General features: G+C 73.7%; 16 protein-coding genes. 8 read left to right on the top strand and 8 right to left on the bottom strand.

The features are described from left to right. Positions 1-10 precede the first annotated feature (10 nt). Complete coding sequence (locus OP04_RS18260) at positions 11-1,237, top strand: DUF1501 domain-containing protein (RefSeq protein ID WP_033340926.1); 1,227 nt, start codon at positions 11-13, stop codon at positions 1,235-1,237. Between the two features lie 3 nt (positions 1,238-1,240). On the opposite strand, the gene OP04_RS56805 is transcribed toward OP04_RS18260, so the two are convergent. Together OP04_RS56805 and OP04_RS18250 are read right to left on the bottom strand one after the other, a co-directional pair. Continuing rightward, on the bottom strand, positions 1,241-1,480 hold the full coding sequence (locus OP04_RS56805; protein WP_033340925.1) for a DUF885 family protein: 240 nt from the start codon (positions 1,478-1,480) through the stop codon (positions 1,241-1,243). Between the two features lie 82 nt (positions 1,481-1,562). Continuing rightward, positions 1,563-2,315: an SDR family NAD(P)-dependent oxidoreductase gene (locus OP04_RS18250; RefSeq protein ID WP_033341000.1), complete on the bottom strand. Its 753-nt coding sequence runs from the start codon at positions 2,313-2,315 to the stop codon at positions 1,563-1,565. 77 nt (positions 2,316-2,392) lie between these two features. On the opposite strand from OP04_RS18250, the gene OP04_RS54670 reads away from it, so the two are divergent. From OP04_RS54670 to OP04_RS18225, 5 genes are all read left to right on the top strand, one after another. After that, on the top strand, positions 2,393-3,316 hold the full coding sequence (locus OP04_RS54670; protein WP_198153880.1) for a helix-turn-helix transcriptional regulator: 924 nt from the start codon (positions 2,393-2,395) through the stop codon (positions 3,314-3,316). A gap of 76 nt (positions 3,317-3,392) precedes the next feature. Continuing rightward, the gene (locus OP04_RS18240) at positions 3,393-3,995 is read left to right on the top strand and encodes a hemerythrin domain-containing protein (protein WP_085066568.1); all 603 of its coding nucleotides are present in this window, start codon (positions 3,393-3,395) and stop codon (positions 3,993-3,995) included. Positions 3,996-4,104: 109 nt separating this feature from the next. Next, positions 4,105-6,894, top strand: a complete 2,790-nt coding sequence (locus OP04_RS49790) for an AfsR/SARP family transcriptional regulator (RefSeq protein WP_085066559.1) — start codon at positions 4,105-4,107, stop codon at positions 6,892-6,894. A 453-nt stretch (positions 6,895-7,347) separates the two neighbouring features. Further along, entirely contained in the window at positions 7,348-7,671 is a 324-nt protein-coding gene (locus OP04_RS18230; RefSeq protein WP_033340924.1) for a hypothetical protein, read from the top strand. A gap of 12 nt (positions 7,672-7,683) precedes the next feature. Continuing rightward, the gene (locus OP04_RS18225) at positions 7,684-8,895 is read left to right on the top strand and encodes a hypothetical protein (protein WP_033340923.1); all 1,212 of its coding nucleotides are present in this window, start codon (positions 7,684-7,686) and stop codon (positions 8,893-8,895) included. Positions 8,896-8,994: 99 nt separating this feature from the next. Here the strand turns inward: OP04_RS18225 and OP04_RS18220 are convergent, their stop codons facing one another. Together OP04_RS18220 and OP04_RS18215 are read right to left on the bottom strand one after the other, a co-directional pair. After that, positions 8,995-10,500, bottom strand: a complete 1,506-nt coding sequence (locus tag OP04_RS18220; protein ID WP_033340922.1) for a GMC family oxidoreductase — start codon at positions 10,498-10,500, stop codon at positions 8,995-8,997. 231 nt (positions 10,501-10,731) lie between these two features. Next, a complete protein-coding gene (locus tag OP04_RS18215) occupies positions 10,732-11,148 on the bottom strand; it encodes a DUF6326 family protein (RefSeq protein WP_198153879.1) in 417 nt (138 codons plus the stop codon). 53 nt (positions 11,149-11,201) lie between these two features. On the opposite strand from OP04_RS18215, the gene OP04_RS18210 reads away from it, so the two are divergent. Further along, positions 11,202-12,362, top strand: coding sequence for a sensor histidine kinase (locus OP04_RS18210; protein WP_051798242.1), 1,161 nt, complete (start codon positions 11,202-11,204; stop codon positions 12,360-12,362). Then, positions 12,359-13,012, top strand: coding sequence for a response regulator (locus OP04_RS18205; RefSeq protein ID WP_033340921.1), 654 nt, complete (start codon positions 12,359-12,361; stop codon positions 13,010-13,012). Before OP04_RS18210 ends, OP04_RS18205 begins: the two co-directional genes overlap by 4 nt. A 33-nt stretch (positions 13,013-13,045) precedes the next feature. Here the strand turns inward: OP04_RS18205 and OP04_RS18200 are convergent, their stop codons facing one another. The 4 genes from OP04_RS18200 to OP04_RS18185 form a co-directional block, all read right to left on the bottom strand. After that, the gene (locus tag OP04_RS18200; RefSeq protein WP_033340920.1) at positions 13,046-13,507 is read right to left on the bottom strand and encodes a hypothetical protein; all 462 of its coding nucleotides are present in this window, start codon (positions 13,505-13,507) and stop codon (positions 13,046-13,048) included. Between the two features lie 113 nt (positions 13,508-13,620). Then, entirely contained in the window at positions 13,621-14,997 is a 1,377-nt protein-coding gene (locus tag OP04_RS18195; RefSeq protein ID WP_157239989.1) for an LRV domain-containing protein, read from the bottom strand. A gap of 197 nt (positions 14,998-15,194) precedes the next feature. Continuing rightward, complete coding sequence (locus OP04_RS18190) at positions 15,195-15,944, bottom strand: MBL fold metallo-hydrolase (RefSeq protein WP_051798237.1); 750 nt, start codon at positions 15,942-15,944, stop codon at positions 15,195-15,197. Next, positions 15,941-17,137, bottom strand: coding sequence for an FAD-dependent monooxygenase (locus OP04_RS18185; protein WP_033340919.1), 1,197 nt, complete (start codon positions 17,135-17,137; stop codon positions 15,941-15,943). Before OP04_RS18185 ends, OP04_RS18190 begins: the two co-directional genes overlap by 4 nt. Positions 17,138-17,204 lie beyond the last annotated feature (67 nt).

The following is a 17,204-nucleotide window of genomic DNA, read 5'->3' as shown; positions in this document are numbered from 1 at the left end:
GAGCCCGGACATGAACACCCTCACCCGACGCCGCCTGCTGATCGCGGGCGGGATCACCGGCGGCACCGCCCTGGCCGCCGGTGCGACCGCGATCGGCCTGCGCGACGTCCTGGCCACCGCACCCGACCGGGACCCGCAGGCGAAGACCCTGGTCCTGATCACGCTGTACGGCGGCAACGACGGACTGAACACGGTCATCCCCTACACGGACCCGGCCTACGAGGCCGCCCGCCCCGGCCTCACCTACCCGCCCGAGGAACTCCTCGATCTCGGCGAAGGACTCGCGCTCAACCCCGGCCTGCCCGGACTGCACCGGCTGTACGGAGCCGGCCGGCTCGCCGTCGTCCGCGGCGTCGGCTATCCGAAGCCCAACCGCAGCCACTTCCAGTCGATGGACATCTGGCAGAGCGCCCAGCCGGACCGCCCCGGCAGCACCGGCTGGCTCGGCCGCTGGCTGGACACCACCTCCGGTGACCCGCGCCTGGCCGTGTCGTTCGAACCGGTGCTGCCACCGCTGCTGGCCGGTGCCACCTCCGCGGGCGCGACCGTGCCGGACGGCACGCTGTCACTGCCGAGGATCGCCGGCTCTGCCCTGATGACGGCTTTCGGCAGCCCGGCGGCGGGCGAGTCCCCGGCGCAGGCGCGCGCGGCCGCCTGCTTCGCCGACCTGATGCGGGTCCAGGACCTGATGGCCGAGGTCGAGTCCGGCGCGGAGGTGGACGACGAGGACGAGTCGGACACGCCCGCGACGGGCACCGGCGGTGCCGCGCCGCCGCTCGACCGGCAGCTCGCCCTGGTCACCCGCTGCATCGAGGCCGGCGCCGCGACCCGCGTCTACTCCGTGTCGCTGGGCGGTTTCGACCTGCACGCGGACAGCAAGGAGACCCAGCGGGCGCAGCTGTCCCGGCTGGACGGACCGCTGGCCGCGTTCGTGGAACGGATGACCGGCCGGAACGTGGTGGTCGCGGTCTACTCGGAGTTCGGCCGCCGGGTGCGGGCCAACGCCTCCGACGGCACCGACCACGGCACCGCCTCCGACGTCTTCCTCCTCGGCGACGGTGTCCGGGGCGGCCTGCACGGCGAGCAGCCCAGCCTCACCGACCTCGACGACGGCGACCTCAAGCACACCCTCGACTTCCGCGACGTGTACGCGACGCTGCTCACCGGCGTTCTCGGCACCGACCCGGCACAGATTCTGCACGGCTGGACCGGCCGTCTGGACGGCGTGCTCACCTGACGGTCAGCCCGCGTCATCTCCCCGGATCCACAGGTCAACAACAAGATCAAGAACATGCAGCGGTACGGCGCCGGCGTTCAGCACCCGGTCGTGATAGTCGGCTGCCCGGAACCGCGGGCCGAGCTCCGTCCGCGCCCGCTCGCGCAGCCGGAGAATCTCGCGGGCGCCGACAGCGTAGGCAAGCGCCTGCCCCCGCCTCCCCGAGCCGCCGCACGTCCACCGATCCCGCTCCCCCGTGTTCATCCGGCACCCGCGGCCGGCGGGTCCGGCGCGATGCGCCTCACGACCGTACCGGCACCGCCGGACCGGGCCGCCTCGCACGCCGTCACATCGCGACCACGGACGTCTTCCCGCCGTCGACGGTCAGCACGGTGCCGTGGATGTAGGAGGCGCGCGGCGAGGCGAGGAAGCGGATCGCCTCGGCGACCTCCTCGGGTGCGCCTCCGCGGCCGGCCGGCACGCTCTGGAGGTATCCGCCGAACATGTCCCTCATGTGCGCGTTGACCCTGGTCAGGATGTAGCCCGGATCGACGGAGTTGATCCGTACGCCGCGCGGCCCGTACTCGGCGGTCCAGGATCTGGTCAGCATGTTCAGCGCGGCCTTCGCCGCCTGGAACGCGCTGGTGCCGGACGCCGCCATGGTGCTGCTCAGGCTGCCCACGTTGACGATCACGCCGTGACCGCGGGCGGCCATGGCGGGCGCGAACGCGCCGGTCAGCAGGTAGGGGGCCTTGACGTTGAGGTTGAACACGGCGTCGAACATCTCCGCGGTCGTGTCCTCGGTCGGGGAGAATCCGCCGCCGCCCGCGTTGTTGACCAGGACCTCGATCGGTTCCTCGCCGACGGCCGCCCGCACCTGCCCCGCCAGCCCGAGCACCGCGGCGGGCGAGGAGAGGTCGGCGGTGAATCCCGCCGCGCGCCCGCCGCTGTCCTCGATCTGCCGCACGGTCTGCGTGACGCGGTCCTGGTCCCGGCCGCACACGACGATCGCGTGGCCGTCCTCCGCGAGCTTCAGGGCCGCCGCCCGGCCGATCCCGCTCGACGAACCGGTCACCACTGCCCAGGTATGTGTACTCATCACCGGCGACTCTAGGAACGGCCGGGCCCGGTGGTCCTGCATGCGCGCGCCAGGCCGGATGGAAGAATCGCGACACGATGGACGACGTGGGCCTCCTCTCCGTGGACACCCGGGCGACGGGCCGTTTCGGCGAGATCGCGTCGGCGTGGCGGCAGCGGATCGGCGACCGGTTCGCCATGCCGGCGCTCGACCCGGCGACCCGGTCCCGCTTCCACGCGAGGATGGACGCGGTACGGCTGCACGACATCATCTTCAACACCATCGACCTGGCCAGCGGGTTGCGGACCACCGGTTTCGCCACGAGACGGGACCTGGTCCGGGTGTGGATCGTCCGCCGGGGCGCGTGGGCGCACGGCGACGCCCGCGGCGACGAGCACCGGGTGGCCGCCGGCCGGCTGCTGGTGTGCGGCGGCCCGATGGCCCATTTCGCCGCGGAGCCCGGCACTCGCACGGACCTGCTGGTCCTGCCCGCGACCGCGCTCGGGCCCCGGTGGCGGACCGCGTCCGGGACCGTGTCACAGGCCGAGGTGCGGGTGCTGATCGCGCACGCGGCGACGGTCCGTGAGTCGGCCGGCGACCTGCGGCCGGCCGGTCGGCTGGCCGCCCGGGACACCCTGGTCGAGCTCGTCCGCGCGGTCACGGCCGGCGGTGTGGATCCGGTCGAACCGCTGTTCGCGCCGCCGCTGGCCAGGGCCGCCCGGGACCTCGCGGACCGGATACTCACCCATCCCGGGCTTTCCGCGGCGCTGCTGGCCCGGTCGCTGAACGTCTCGGTGCGCACGTTGCAGCGGGCCTTCGCGGCCGAGGGCGAGTCGGTGGCCGGGTGGCTGCGCGGACGGCGGCTGGACGCGGCACGGGACGCGCTGACCGGCGGTGACCTCACCATCTCCGAGGCCGCCGCCCGCTGGCAGTTCGCCGACGCCAGCCACTTCACCCGCCTGTTCCGGCACCGGTACGGGGCCACCCCGCGCGAGTTCGTCCGGCGTGCGCCGGGGAGCTGAGTGGGCGGGCCGTCGCGATGCGGCCTCGACTACGATCGTGCCGGGCGGGCCGTACCGCCGGGAGAAGGCGCTCATCATGTCACCGTTCGCCGTCGTCGCCACCACCGATGACGGGAGCCGGCGCAGCGACCGCCGGGTTCTCGACGAGGCCACCCGGCCCACCGGCCCGGCACGTGACCCGCAGCGCACCTACACGCGCCGGGAGCTGATGTCGGGCCGGCATCTCGTCGACATCCACGATCACCTGCGCGCCGACCTGGCCCGCATCCACCGGCTCGCCGAGCGGGTCGCCGACGGGTCCACCGAGGCCGGCGCCGCCAGGGCGGAGATCAACGCGATGGCCCTGCGCCGGACCGATCCGGCGCTGACGACGTACTGCGCGAACTACTGCCGCATGGTCACCATGCACCACGGCATCGAGGACGCCTCTATGTTCCCGCACCTGCGTCGTGCCGACCCCCGGCTGGCGCCGGTGATCACCCGGCTGGAGCAGGAGCACCACGCGATCCACGGCGTCCTGGAGGAGGTCGACCGGGCGCTGGTCGGCTACGTCGGTGACCCGTCCACGGTCGACCGGCTGCGGGCCGCGGTCGATCTGCTCAGCGACACCCTGCTGTCCCACCTCGCCTACGAGGAGCACGAACTCGTCGAGCCGATCGCCCGCCTCGGCATGCACTGAGCGTCCGCACCGCGAAGATCCTCCGAGGGTACGACCGGGGAAGCCGCGCCGGGCAGGCCGATCTGCCGCCGTACGGCACGGTTTGCGCCCGTTCTAGGATCGCCGCACCATGGCAACACGATTCACCGTGCTCGGGCCGGTGCGCGCCCACCGGGACGGCGCCGAGGTGACGATCGCCGGCCGCACCCAGCTGGTGATCGCGCTGCTGCTGGCCCGCGCGAACGAGACCGTCAGCCGGGACGACCTGTTCGCGCTGCTCTGGGGCGACGACCCGCCGGACAGCGCGGTCAACGTCCTGCATCAGCAGATCGGCCTGATCCGCCGGGTCATCGAGCCCGGCCTGCCGCCCCGCGCCACCGGGGACCGGCTGACCGGCACGCCCGGCGGCTATCTGCTGCAGGCCGACGCCGGCACCGCCGACGTGCTGGAGTTCCGCGGCCTGGTCACCCGGGCCCGTGACGCGATCGCCGACGACCGGCCCGGCGACGCCGTACCCTCCCTGGTTGCCGCTCTCTCGCTCTGGTCCGGCCCGTACGGCGGCGACCCGGACCGGCACCCGGAGTTCACCGCCGCGGACCGGGAACGCGCGGACGCGGCCCGCGACCTCGCGGACGCCGCGCTGCGCAGCGGCGTCACGGACGGTGTGCTGCCGCTGGTGCGCGCGGCCGCCGACCTGGATCCGCTGGACGAGTCGCTCGCCGCCCGCGTCGCCGGCCTGCTCGCGGCGGCCGGGCGGCCCGCCGAGGCGCGGGCGCACCTCACGCTCGTCCACGGGCGGCTCCGCGACGAGCTCGGCGCCGACCCTGCCCCGGCCGGGCGGCGCCCGGCCGAACTGCCGCCGGACCTGCGCCACTTCACCGGCCGCGACGCCGAACTGCACGCGCTGACCGAGGCCGCGGACCGGGGCGCCGCCGTCATCGCCGTCGACGGCCTGCCCGGCGCCGGGAAGTCCACGCTGGCCGTGCGCTGGGCCCGCGGCGTCACGGACCGGTTCCCGGACGGGCAGCTCTTCGCCGACCTGCGCGGCTTCGGCCCGGCCGGCCCCGCCCACCCGGACGACGTGCTGCTGCACTTCCTGCAGGCGCTCGGCGTCGCCGAACCGGACGTGCCGGCCGGCACCGACGCCCGCGGCGCCCTGCTGCGCACGCTCACCGCCGACCGGCGGCTGCTCGTCGTGCTGGACAACGCGCGTGACGCCGCCCAGGTCCGGCCGCTGCTGCCGGCCGGGGACGGCTGCCTGACACTGGTCACCGCCCGCACCCGGCTCACCGGGCTGGCCGTGTCCGGCGCCGCGCTGATCGCGCTCGGGCTGCCGTCGGCCGCGGACGCCCGTGCCGGGCTGCGCCACCGGCTCGGCGTCGGCACCGACGCGGAGCTGGACACGATCGTGACGTACTGCGGGCGGCTGCCGCTGGCCCTGTCCGTGGTCGCGGCGCGCGCGGCCGGGCACACCGGCGGGCTCGGTGACGTCATCCGGGAGCTGCGTGACACGCACGGCACCCTGGACGCGTTCGACGGCGACGACCCGCTCAGCGACGTCCGCACCGCCCTGTCGTGGTCGTACCGGCAGCTCGGCCCGGACGCCGCCCGCCTGTTCCGCCTGCTGGCCGCGTTCCCCGGCCCGGACCTCACGCTGCCCGTCCTGGCCGCCCTCGCCGGATCGCCGCGCCGCGACACCGCCCGCCTGGTCCGCGAGCTGACCCGCACCGGCCTGCTCACCGAGGGTCCCGCCGGGCGTTTCACGCCGCACGACCTCATCCGGGTGTACGCCGCGGAGCTGGCCGTCGCACACGACTCGCGGACGGACGCGTTCGAGCGCGTGCTCGTCCACTACGGCGCGACGCTGCGCACCGCGAGCGCCCGCAACCTCGCCATCCAGTTCGCCCCGGAGTACGCGCCGCCCCGCCCGGACGTGACGCCGGAGGAGTTCCCGGACGCCCCCGCGGCCGCCGCCTGGTTCCTGGCCGAGCTGCCGAACCTGCAGGCGGTGCTGCGGCACGCCTACGCCCGGGGCGCCAACCCGTGGCAGGTCGCCGCGCACGCCATGCCGTTCTTCCAGTGGACGGGCAGGATGCGCCAGTGGGAGGCCACCGCCCGGGAATCCCTGGCCGCCTCGGTCGCGGCCGGCGACGACCTCGCCACCGGGCATCTGCACCGGCTGCTGGCCGGCGCGCTCCACCAGTCCGGCGACGAGCACGGCACCGCCTTCCACCTGGCGGCCGCGCTGGACCTGTTCGACCGGCTGGGGCTGCCCAACGAGCAGGCCGGCGTCCACCTGAACCTGGGCCATCTGCACAGCGCGCTGACCGCCGAATGGGACGGTGTGGCCAGCGCCCGGCACTACGGGCTCGCCGCCGGCCTCTACGCGCAGGCCGGCAACCGGGTCCCGCAGGCGATGAGCACGGCCGGGGTCGCCGGCGGGCTGATCCGGCAGGGCCGGATCGAGGAGGGCATCGCCGTGCTCACCCGGGTGGAGCCGATCCTCGGCGAGCCGCCGCGCGGATACCAGAACGCGTTCGTCTTCTACCAGCTCGGCCGCGGCTTCGCCGCGCACCCGGACCGCATCCGGGACAGCATCGACTGCCTGCTGCTCGCGGTCCGGTTCGACGAGGAGACCGGCAACGAGCTCAGCTTCTACAGCGGCGTCATCGGACTGGCCGAGGCGTACCTGGCGGCCGGCCGTACCGTGGAGGCCCGTGGCGCCTGGGAACGGGCGACCGCGGCCGGCCGGACCCTGGAGAACGAGGGCGCCATCCGCAACTACCGCGACCGGCTCGCCGCCCTCGCGCAGGCTCTCGGCGTGACGGTCAGGCCGCGGGACGCAGCCACCCGCGCGGACGAGTCGACGTGTCTGCTGTCCAGACCATTTTCGTCAACACCGTCCACCGGTACGGAGTAGGCGCACGCCCTACCGCTCACGGGCACCGGAGCCGGCGCACAGAATCGAGCCGTACCGTCCTGAGAGATCCTGACGACGCCGTCGGCCTCGATCTCATCCCCGTCGCGCACGACCAGACTCTCGAACTGTTTCCCTGTCTGCGCTTCCGGACTCGCACAACCGGCCACGGCGGACAGCGCTATCGCCGTACACGCGGCAAGCCTCAGGGTTCGACCGTTCGCGCCGGTCACGCGGGGACACCGCGAGGAGTGCGACACCTGTGACGCCTCACGGGCACCTCCGAAACAGTGGCGTATCGACCGGGTGCCGCGCGCAGGAGCCGGTCGGCACGGAGTCGATCCCACCCCACCCGGTCGCGCCCGGCAAGGGCCGCTGTCGGTATTTCTGCCGTTACCGGCCTCCGGCAACGCGCCTACCGTCGAGGCCGGGTGTGGAGTCCGACCGGGAGGGCGCATGGCGAACCACGACGGATATCTGGTGGAACCGGCCGCGATGGACCGGCTGGGAGCGGACATCACCGCGCTCGGCGCGCCGTTGGAGGCACAGAGCGGGCCGTGGTCCCAGGCCGCCGCCGGCATCGCCACCGGCGACCCGGCGCTGGACGCGGAGACGCGGCAGGTCGCGGCGTGGATCGCGCGGGTGCTGCACGCGCTCGCCCGCGAGTCCCGCACGCTCGGCGGGAACGTGGGCCGGGCGATGGCCACCTATCGGGAGGCCGACGAGCAGGTGGCGGCGACGTTCCGGTCGATCGGCGCCGACCGGCCGCCGTCGGTGTGAGGAGGGACCGCCATGACGGACACGTTCGGTGACCCCGGCAGCGTCGCGACCGTGGCGACCGCCGGCGGCGACGCGGGCAGCGCGCTGGAGAAGCTGACCACGGACGTACAGACCGGCGTGCAGACCTGGGTGCGGGAGAAGTGGACCGGCTGGGCCGCGGACGAGATGATCGACTACTGGAAGCGCCTGGACCGGTCGATCGTCGGCACCGGCTCGCCGCTGGACGCGTACGCCCGCCGGATGGACCGTGCGTCCCGGACCATGCGGCTGGCCCGGGACGCTCTCGCCCAGGCGGAGCGGTACCGGGCCGCCAACAATCTGATCATGACGGACGATCTGCGGATGATCTCGCCGCCCGGCCGGCCGGAGGGGCCCGCGCTCGCCGCCAACGGCCAGCGGATCATCGACGCCGCGGTGTCCCTGCGCGACAACGCGCGCCGGCAGATCGCGGCCGCGAACCGGATCCTGGTCACCTCCGTGTCGGAGAACGTCGGTTCGCTGCTGGACATCGTCGGCGGCATCGAGCCGCCCCGGCTCGGCGCGCGGGCCGGTTCCCGCCCGCCGGCCGGCCATCCCGGGGAGCCGCGGCAGACCACCCTCAACCGGGCTCTGATCAGGGACCTGGAGACCCGCCTCGACGACCTCGGCAACCGCAAGCTGCAGGCGGAGCTCAGGCTGATCGACCCTGCCTCACCGACCGCCGCCGGTGAACTGGCGGCACTGCGCTCGCGCACGAGGACCGAGGAGATTCTGCCCGACCTCCAGGACCGCCGGCTGGACCCGGAGGACACCGGCGTCCAGCAGCGGCAGCTGACGGATCCGGTGGAACCGGAGTCGACCCGGAGCGGCAATTTCGTGCACCGCTTCCCCGACCAGATCAAACACGAGCTGGATCCGGGCCCGACCGGCATACCGCAGTTCTACGACGCCGAGGTCGCGTCCGGGCGGCTGGTGCGGATCAGTCAGGTCCCCGACGGCCTGCTCCCCGAGGTCTCACTGCGCGACGGTTCACGGATGGACCTGGTCGACGTCGTCAACAGGAAGATCTACGAGATCAAGTCCGACGACTTCGACCAGGTCCAGAAGGCGCTGGACGAGTCCGCCGAGTACGCCGCGAAAGCGAACCGGGAGAGGTTCCTCGGCTACGACGACTGGGAGCCCATCGGCGCGATCTACTCCAAGGAGAAGGCCGCCGCCTATGACAAACGTCTGCACGAGGACTGACCCTCACCACCTGTGATCCGCTCGCCGGGGCGCCTCGGCGAGCGCGGGCAGGAAGGGTCTCATGCCGGTATCGACGCTATTTACCGCGTCGATACCGTGTCAGCCGCTGATGAGCGTCGCGGCCCGTTCGGCGATGGCGAGAACGGTCGCGTTGGTGTTGGCGGACGGGACGGCCGGGATCACCGAGGCATCCGCGACCCGGAGGTTGCCGATGCCGTGCACCCGCAGGTCAGGGCCGACCACGGCGTGGTCGTCGACGCCGATGCGGCAGGTGCCGACCAGGTGCTGGTAGGACTGGAGGCCGCGGAAGAGGTACGGGCGGACCGAGTCGATCCGGTCCTCGTCCACGTCGGGGCCCGGGAAGATCTCCTCGGGTCCCCAGTCCTTGAGCGCGCCGGCCGCGCCGAGCCGGCGGGCCAGGCGAAGGCCGTCCGCCATGGCCTCGACGTCGGCGGGGTCGGCGTAGTAGCCGGGGTCGATCAGCGGGCGCGCGTGCGGGTCGGCGCTCGCCAGGCGGAGCGTGCCGCGGCTGCGCGGGGCCATGGCGGAGAAGGCGATGGTGAAGCCGTTGTCCGGCACCGGCAGGCCGGGCACGTGCAGCGGGACCGTGAGGATCAGGGTCTGCAGGTCGGGTGCGGCCGATCCGGGGGTGGCGTGCACGAGGCCGATGGCCTCGCCGGAGGCGTTCCTCGTCGACTGCGACACCGGCCGTGCCGACCGGTAGACCACGCCGGCGAGGGTGTGGTCGTGCAGGTTCTCGCCGACGCCGGGCAGGTCGTGCCGCACCGGTACGCCCGCCTCGCGCAGGTGCCCGGCCGGGCCGATGCCGGAGAGCAGCAGCAGGTGCGCGGAGCCGAACGTGCCGGCGGTGAGGATCACCTCGGCGCCGGCGTGTGCGGTGACCACCTCGCCCCGGTGCCGGTACTCGACGCCGGTGCAGGTGCCGCCGTCCAGCAGGAGCCGTTGCGCGACCGCGTCCGTGACCACGGTCAGGTTGGTCCGGGACTGGTGCGGGCGCAGGTAGGCGTCCGCGGCGGTCTGCCGGACGCCGTCGACGACGTTCTGGTCCCAGAGGCCGAATCCGGCCTCGACGCCGCTGCTGATGTCGGCCGCCTGGGGATGGCCGAGCTCGACGCCGGCGTCGATCCACGCGAACGTCACGTCGTCGGGTTCCGGGATGGGCGCCACCCGCATCGGTCCCGCCGTGCCCCGCAGCGCGGCGTCGCGGCCCTCCGTGGTCTCGCTGCGCCGGAAGAAGGGAAGCAGGTCGTCGAAGCCCCATCCCGTCGCGCCCTCGGCCGCCCACCGGTCGTAGCCGGCACGATGTCCGCGTACGTGGCTGAGCCCGTTGATCGCCGAGCTGCCGCCCAGGCCACGCCCGCGTGAGACGGGCAGCGAAGCCCCCGTGCTGGACTGCTCCACGGTCCGGTCGGCCCAGTCGGCGTCCGAGCCGAGCAGGGTCTGCCACAGCAGTGGCGGGGCCGTCCGCGGGTTCGCCGGGCCGGCCTCCAGGAGCAGCACGGTGGTCCCCGGTCGTTCGGTGAGCCGGGAGGCGAGGACGCTGCCTGCGGTCCCGCCGCCCACGATGATGTAGTCGAATACCATGCGCCGATGATCGCGAAGTTCCCGTTCCGGAGGCCCGGTGCTGTCCGCTGAGCGGACGGCCGCGCAAACGGGTGCGGAGTGAATCCCGTCCCGGACGGCAGCGAGGTGGCCGTGCAGATCACCACGTGCCGGCCGCCGCGGTCCACCGATCTTCTCCTGCTGCCCCAGGAGACCGGACGCCGGATCGGCGCCGCGCACCGGATGACCGGCCGGGGACCGGTGCGCGGCGGGTCAGGCTCCGGCGGGGCCTCGCGGCCAGGTCCAGGCGACGCGGGTGATGAGGAGCAGGAGCGCCACCTGGACGGTGATGCCGACGATGTAGTAGATCCAGGTCTCGCCGATCAGGGTGACGGCCGCGGTCAGCGCGTAGAAGAGGCTGACGACGATGTTGGCGGGGCGGTTGAGCCGGGCGGGTGCGCGCAGTGAGACCGCGACCATCAGGGCCGCGACCGTGACGTACACCGTGGTGAGCAGCAGGAAGGTCTGGCCGATGGCGAAGGCGCCGGGGAGCCGGCCGGCGAGGACGCCGTTGATCAGGTCGGCGCGGTAGAAGCCGAACAGGTCGACGTAGGCGAACACGAGCAGGGTGGTCACCCAGAGGCCGCTGAGCACGAGTTTGACATCGGTTCTCGCATCGATGAGGTTCACCGGTCCAGTCTCGGCCCGGGTCACGGGCGGGTGCACGGGTCCGGTGGCCACCGTTGTCCTGGCCCATCGGCCAGGTGGCCGGGCGCCCGCCGATCGATACCGTGGAGGTCGTGCTCGCGTCGACGTACCCCCGTCGTGATCGGCTCCTGGCCACGCTGGTGCTGACCGCGCTCGTGGCCGAGGCGCTCCTGCGGCGCGACCTGGCCTGGCGGCCGCTCGCGGTCGCGTTCGGTGCCGGGCTGGCGGTCGCGGTCCTGGTGCGCCGGTCCCATCCGCTGCCCGCCACGGCGTACGCGTTCGGTGGTTTCGCCCTGCTGGACCTGGCCGCCTACGTCACGGGTTCCCCGCCGGTCGTCCTGCACGTCGGCTGGGTGGTCTTCCCGCTCGCGTACACGCTGCTGCGGTGGCGGTCCGGCCGCCGGGCGGCCGTCGGGCTGGCGGTCGTCGCGGCGGCGCTGGCCGTCATCCTCGCCGTCGACTTCCCCGGGGTCGCGGAGGCCGTCGCCGGGGTCGCGATGGTGGCGCTGGCGGCGATGTCCGGTGCCGCCGTGCGGTTCCGGGCCGCCGCCCGCGAGCAGCTCGTCGCCCGCGCCCGGCTCCAGGAACGTGAGCTGCTCGCCCGCGAGCTGCACGACACCGTCGCCCACCACGTCTCGGCGATCGCGGTCCAGGCCCAGGCGGGCCTGTTCCTGGCCCGGTCGTCGTCGGCCGGGGCGGCGGAAGCGCTGGCGGGGGCGGCCGAGGCGCTGGGGATCATCGACCGTGAGGCGGCCCGGACGCTCGCGGAGATGCGCACGATGGTGGGCGTACTGCGCGACCGGCAGCGCGGCGTCGCCGACATCGCAGAGCTTGCCGGGGGTACGGCCGAGGGGCTGCCGGTCGACGTCATGCTGCACGGTGACCTGACGCGTCTGGCGCCCGCCGTCGAGGCCGCGCTCTACCGGGTGGCCCAGGAGTCGGTCACCAACGCCCAGCGGCACGCCCGGCAGGCGACCCGGATCACGGTGGAGCTGACCGGCGGCCCCGCCGGCGTCGCGCTGACGGTCAGCGACGACGGCTCCGCCGGCCCGCCGGTGCACGGCGGGGCCGGGTTCGGGCTGGCCGGGATGACCGAGCGGGTCACGCTGCTCGGCGGCACGATCACGGCCGGGCCGGGACCGGAGCGCGGCTGGCGGGTCCGGGCCGTCCTCCCCCGCCGGGGAGCGGCCGCATGACGATCCGGGTGCTCATCGCCGACGACCAGGACATCGTCCGGGCCGGGCTGACCACGATCCTCAACGGGCAGCCCGGCATCGAGGTGGCCGGGGAAGCGGCCGACGGTCGCACCGCGGTGGCGCTGGCCCGGCGGCTGCGGCCGGACGTGTGCCTGTTCGACATCCGGATGCCGATCCTGGACGGCATCGAGGCGACCCGTCTGCTCGCCGGGCCGGAGGTCACCGACCCGATCGCCGTCGTCGTGATCACCACGTTCGACACCGACGAGCACATCCACGGGGCGCTCCGCGCCGGTGCCCGCGGCTTCCTGCTCAAGGGTGCCGGGCCGGGGCAGCTCGTCCAGGCCGTGCACGCCGCCGTGCGGGGTGACGCGCTGATCGATCCGACGGTCACCGGCCGGCTCCTGGCCACGTTCGCCGCCGGCGGGCCGGGTGACGCGCCGGCCGGCCCGCGCAGCCCGCTCACCGGCCGGGAGGAGGACGTGCTGGTCCGGGTCGCGCGCGGCCGGACCAACGCGGAGATCGCCCGGGAACTGCACGTCAGCGTGGGTACGGTGAAGTTTCACCTGGCCGGGCTGCTGACCAAGCTCGGCGCCCGGAACCGGGTCGAGCTCGCGGTGTGGGCCTACCAGACCCGCCGGGTGACCTGATCACCCTTCCGGCCCGCGGTGCGTGTGCCGGGGTCAGGGCCGGGCGCTGCCCGGCGGGCCGCAGATGAACGCGATCGCGGCCAGGGTCGGGACCAGGCACAGCGCGATCTTGGCCGGGTTGGGCAGGCCGGAGCGGACGATGACCAGGTTGACGTAGACGAGGGCGAGGCCGAGGGGCAGGGCCGGGAGCCAGACCAGCAGGAACTGGGTGAGCAGGACCGGAAGGAAGACCAGCGCGCGCAGCAGGGGCGGGGCCGACGGGCCGACGTGGTGGTCCACGTCGCGGATCATGAGTGTCGGGTAGGGCTCCAGCAGGCCGGCGGTGGCCCGGACGCTGACCGTTGCGCCCTCCTCGCCGGGCAGCCAGAAGGTGAGGCCGTCGTTGTCGGCCACCCCCTGCCCGGCGATGCCGAGCCGGGCGCGCCCGGTGAACGGCTCGACCCAGGCCTCGACGGGCTGGGGAACGCCGTAAATGTTGATCTTCGTTCGTGCCACGGGCGCAGATGCTATGGCCCGCGAGCCCGCGCATGCAATGGGTTACCTGGTCAGGGCGCCGGCATGGGTCCCGCCACCGGCGCTGCCGAACGGCGGGACCCGCGCCGGTCCGGTCAGATCTCGTCCACCGGCTCGTGGGTCGGCGTGGTGTGTCCCAGCATCAGGACGGCGGGTGGCGGCGGGTTCCCGGAGTCGATCGGCGCGTCGAGGATCGCCGTCATGAGGTCGACGGGAAGGTGCGGGTTGGCGGCGGCGGCCCCGGTGGTCTCCGGGTCGTCGAAGAGCTCCAGCAGCCGCTGCGGGGACAGTCGCGCGTCGCGTGCGGTCCAGCTCCGGACGCCGGGGTGCGGGTCCCGGCTGAGGCGTTCGATCAGGCCGGCCGGCGCGTGAGGGTCCCGGACGACGAGGGCACGGGCACCCCAGTACGGCGAGTCCGCGTACCGGGTCAGGTCCGCGCCGACGACCGCCGGATGCGACAGCAGCTGGCCGCGGGTGATGACCCGGGCCTCCAGGTAGGTGCGCACCACGAGGTCGGTCGGCACGTCCTGCTGGTTCTCGCAGAGCAGCAGCCGTACCGGGAAGTCGTCGTCGCCCACGAGCGTGGCGATCTGGTCCGCGGTCAGCCTCGTGCTGCAGGCGGCGCTGCGGCGGATCCCCGGGTGCGCCGAGGTGACGCAGCGTTGCAGCAGCTCACCGTCTGCGTCGAGGACCCAGCCGAGCCGGGGCAGGCGGTCGTTGGCGGAGACCTGGTAGTCGATCGCGGCGCGTTGCCGTTCGCTGAGTTCGGGCCGCATCGAGACGTACAGGCGGACCCTCGGATCGGGGTCGACGGACAGGGCGCTGACCACGTCGACGGGCAGGTCCGGCTCGTAGGCGAGGCCCGCCCGGTCCCGGTCCGACCCGGCGGCGACGATCTCGCGGGCCCGTCCGGCTGTCATCGGTTCCGGCGCCGGTGCCGGCGCCGGTGCCGGTGCCGGTGCGGCCCGCGCCCAGGAGGCTATCTCCTCGTCCTCGACGTCGGCGAACGCCGCGACCGCGGCCGCCGACAGCTCCGTCGGGTAGTAGAGCGGGAGCTTCCGCCGCACACCGGGATGTGCGGCCAGCTTCCGGTACGCCCACACGGGCAGTGGCTGCGGCCGCGTCGTGAACGGCCCCTCGAGAAGGGCCATCACCACACCCGGGTCCGGATCGTCGATCATCCTGACGCGCTGTTCCACGGTGGCCCCGGCGCACTGGGCGAGGATCGTCCGGATGCGGGCCTCCGGGTGAGCGGCGACGATGTCGAAGACCTCGTCGGACCACTCAGGCCGGTTCATGACGCCGATGACGTCGGCGGCGGGGTGTTCCAGCATCCGCGGCACCAGGGTGTCCGGAAGGGCGGGGTTGTGGGACAGACCGCGTACCCGCGCCCGTGTCGTCTCGTCGTTCCCGGACGTGTGAACCGTGTCGACCTGCAGGGTGTCCTCCTTGGACGTACCGATGACAGGCACCGACCCTACGGAGACACCCGCCACCCGGGGAACGGACTTTCACCCGAGTGACCGGGCCGGAGAGCGCCGTTATGCTGGACACGGTTCGCTCTCCGCACCGGTCCGGCACGGCAGCCGAAGGCCCGCTGGAGGCGCCCGGAAAGGCGTGAGCGCGCGTGGCCGGGGGCGGGTATGCGGCGGCTGGGCTCTGATGCCGGTCACGGCGGCGGATCGGCTCGCGGCCGCTGCGGTGGCGGGGTCCCGCCGGCGAGGGCGGCCAATGTCTCATGGGCGTCGCCGAGCAGTGGTGCGCCGTGCCCGAGGCCGGCGACCCGGGGCTTCAGGGCGGCCAGCCGGGCCAGCGCCCGCCGGGCCCGGACGCGGTCGACGTTGAACGGGCCGGGCGCCGGGGCGCCGTCGTGGCCGGTGATGGCGATGTCGCCGGTGAGGACGACGGCCTGCCGCGGCAGGTGCAGGGCGATACTGCCCCAGGTGTGGCCGGTGACGGCATGGACGACCATGTCGCCGTCGTCGTCGACCGGGTCGCCGTGTTCCAGTTCGAGGGAAACGGTGCAGCGTGGCGCTTCCATGTTCTCCGGGTGGGCGGCGGCGATCAGGTCGTAGAGGGGACGTTCGGCCGCGGTGAGGTCCGGCAGCGGGCGCGGGACGTCGCCGCGCAGGACGGCGGCGTCGCGGAAGCCGGCGCCGATGGGGGCGCCGGTGATGCCGGCGAGCGCGGCCGCGGCTCCGGCGTGATCGCTGTGGAAGTGCGTCAGGACGATGGTCCGTACGTCCGCCGCGGTCGCTCCGAGACTCACGAGCGCGTCCTGCACGATGGTCTCGTCGCCGTAGAGGCCGGGGTCGACGACGACGAAGCCGCCGGTGCGGGTGCGCCACAGGTAGGCGTTGCTGGCCGAGGTCGGCACGCGCCAGAGCCCGTCGGCCATGGCCTGGACGTCGGCGGTCACGATCCCGCCCGGTGCATCTCGGGCAGTTCCTGGTCGGTGCGCGCGACGTGGCTGATCCGGGAGGTCAGCCGGCGCAGCGGTGCGGTGCTGCCGATGCGGGCCACCAGCCGGAGGGCCCGCACGCCGGCCCGGGATTCCGGATAGAACAGCGAGGGTGTGCCCGGCGGGAGTTTCTGGGTGTCGTCGATCAGCGGCCGCATCCACTGCTCGTACCGGGCCAGGGCGTCGGCGTACCCGCCGGGTGCGGCCCGGGTGAGGTAGGCGGCCAGCACGTATCCGCCGATCATGGCCAGGGACGTTCCGCCGCCGCCGAGCGGTGTCACGCACCAGGCGGCGTCGCCGGTGACGCAGACACGGCCGCGGGACCAGGCGGGCATCATGATCTGGGTGAGGTGGTCCACGTAGACGTCCGGTGAGGCGGCGAAGCCGTCGACGACCCGTCCGGCCTGCCAGCCGGCGTCGGCGAAGGTGGCACGCAGCGCCGCGCGGGCGTCGTCGAGCGGCAGGTCGGCGAGGTTGTCGCGGCTCGTGCAGGCCAGGGTGGCGCGTGTGGTGCCGGTGTTGTCCGGACGCAGGGTGATCTGCCTTCCCCGTGGGGCCGAGTACCAGCGCCACCAGCGGTCGTCGTCCGGTGTGCGCGGGATGGTGCCGTAGGCCATGGTGAGGCCCAGTTCCCGTTTCGACACGGCCGTTCCGAAGACGCGGTCGCGGGTCCGGGAACGGACGCCTTCGGCGATGACCAGCAGGTCGTACCGCCGCGTCTGTTCTTGCCCCCACGTCACCTCGACGTGGGACCCGGCGTCTCGTACGTCTTCGATCTGGGTGCCGAAGCGGACGCTCACCTGCGCGGGGAGCTGTTCGAGGATGGTCCGGGCCAGGTCGCCGCGCAGGATCTCGAGTTCGGCGGTCGGGCCGTCCGGGTCCTCGACGGGGAAACGTGCGATCGCGCGCCCCCGGTCGTCGAGCACCGCGGTGCCTTCCTCGGTCGTACTCAGGCGGCGTACGTCGTCTTCCAGTCCCATCCGGTCGAGGACGTCCCGGGCCTTGCCGCGCACGTCGACGTTCTGCCCGCCGTCGCGGAAGGCGTCGGCGCGCTCGACGACGGTGACGTCCCAGCCGGCACGGCCGAGCCAGAAGGCGGTGCTGAGGCCCGCGATGCTGGCCCCGGATACGAGTGCGTGTGGCGTGGTCATGCACGTCCCCCGTCAAGATACCTTGATTTTCAAGAGGTTTGATTTTGAAGGTACATGACGGATGTTA

The sequence above is a fragment of the Catenuloplanes japonicus genome, assembly GCF_000717135.1.
Taxonomy (GTDB): domain Bacteria; phylum Actinomycetota; class Actinomycetes; order Mycobacteriales; family Micromonosporaceae; genus Catenuloplanes; species Catenuloplanes japonicus.
This window is presented reverse-complemented; position numbering and strand designations above follow the sequence as displayed.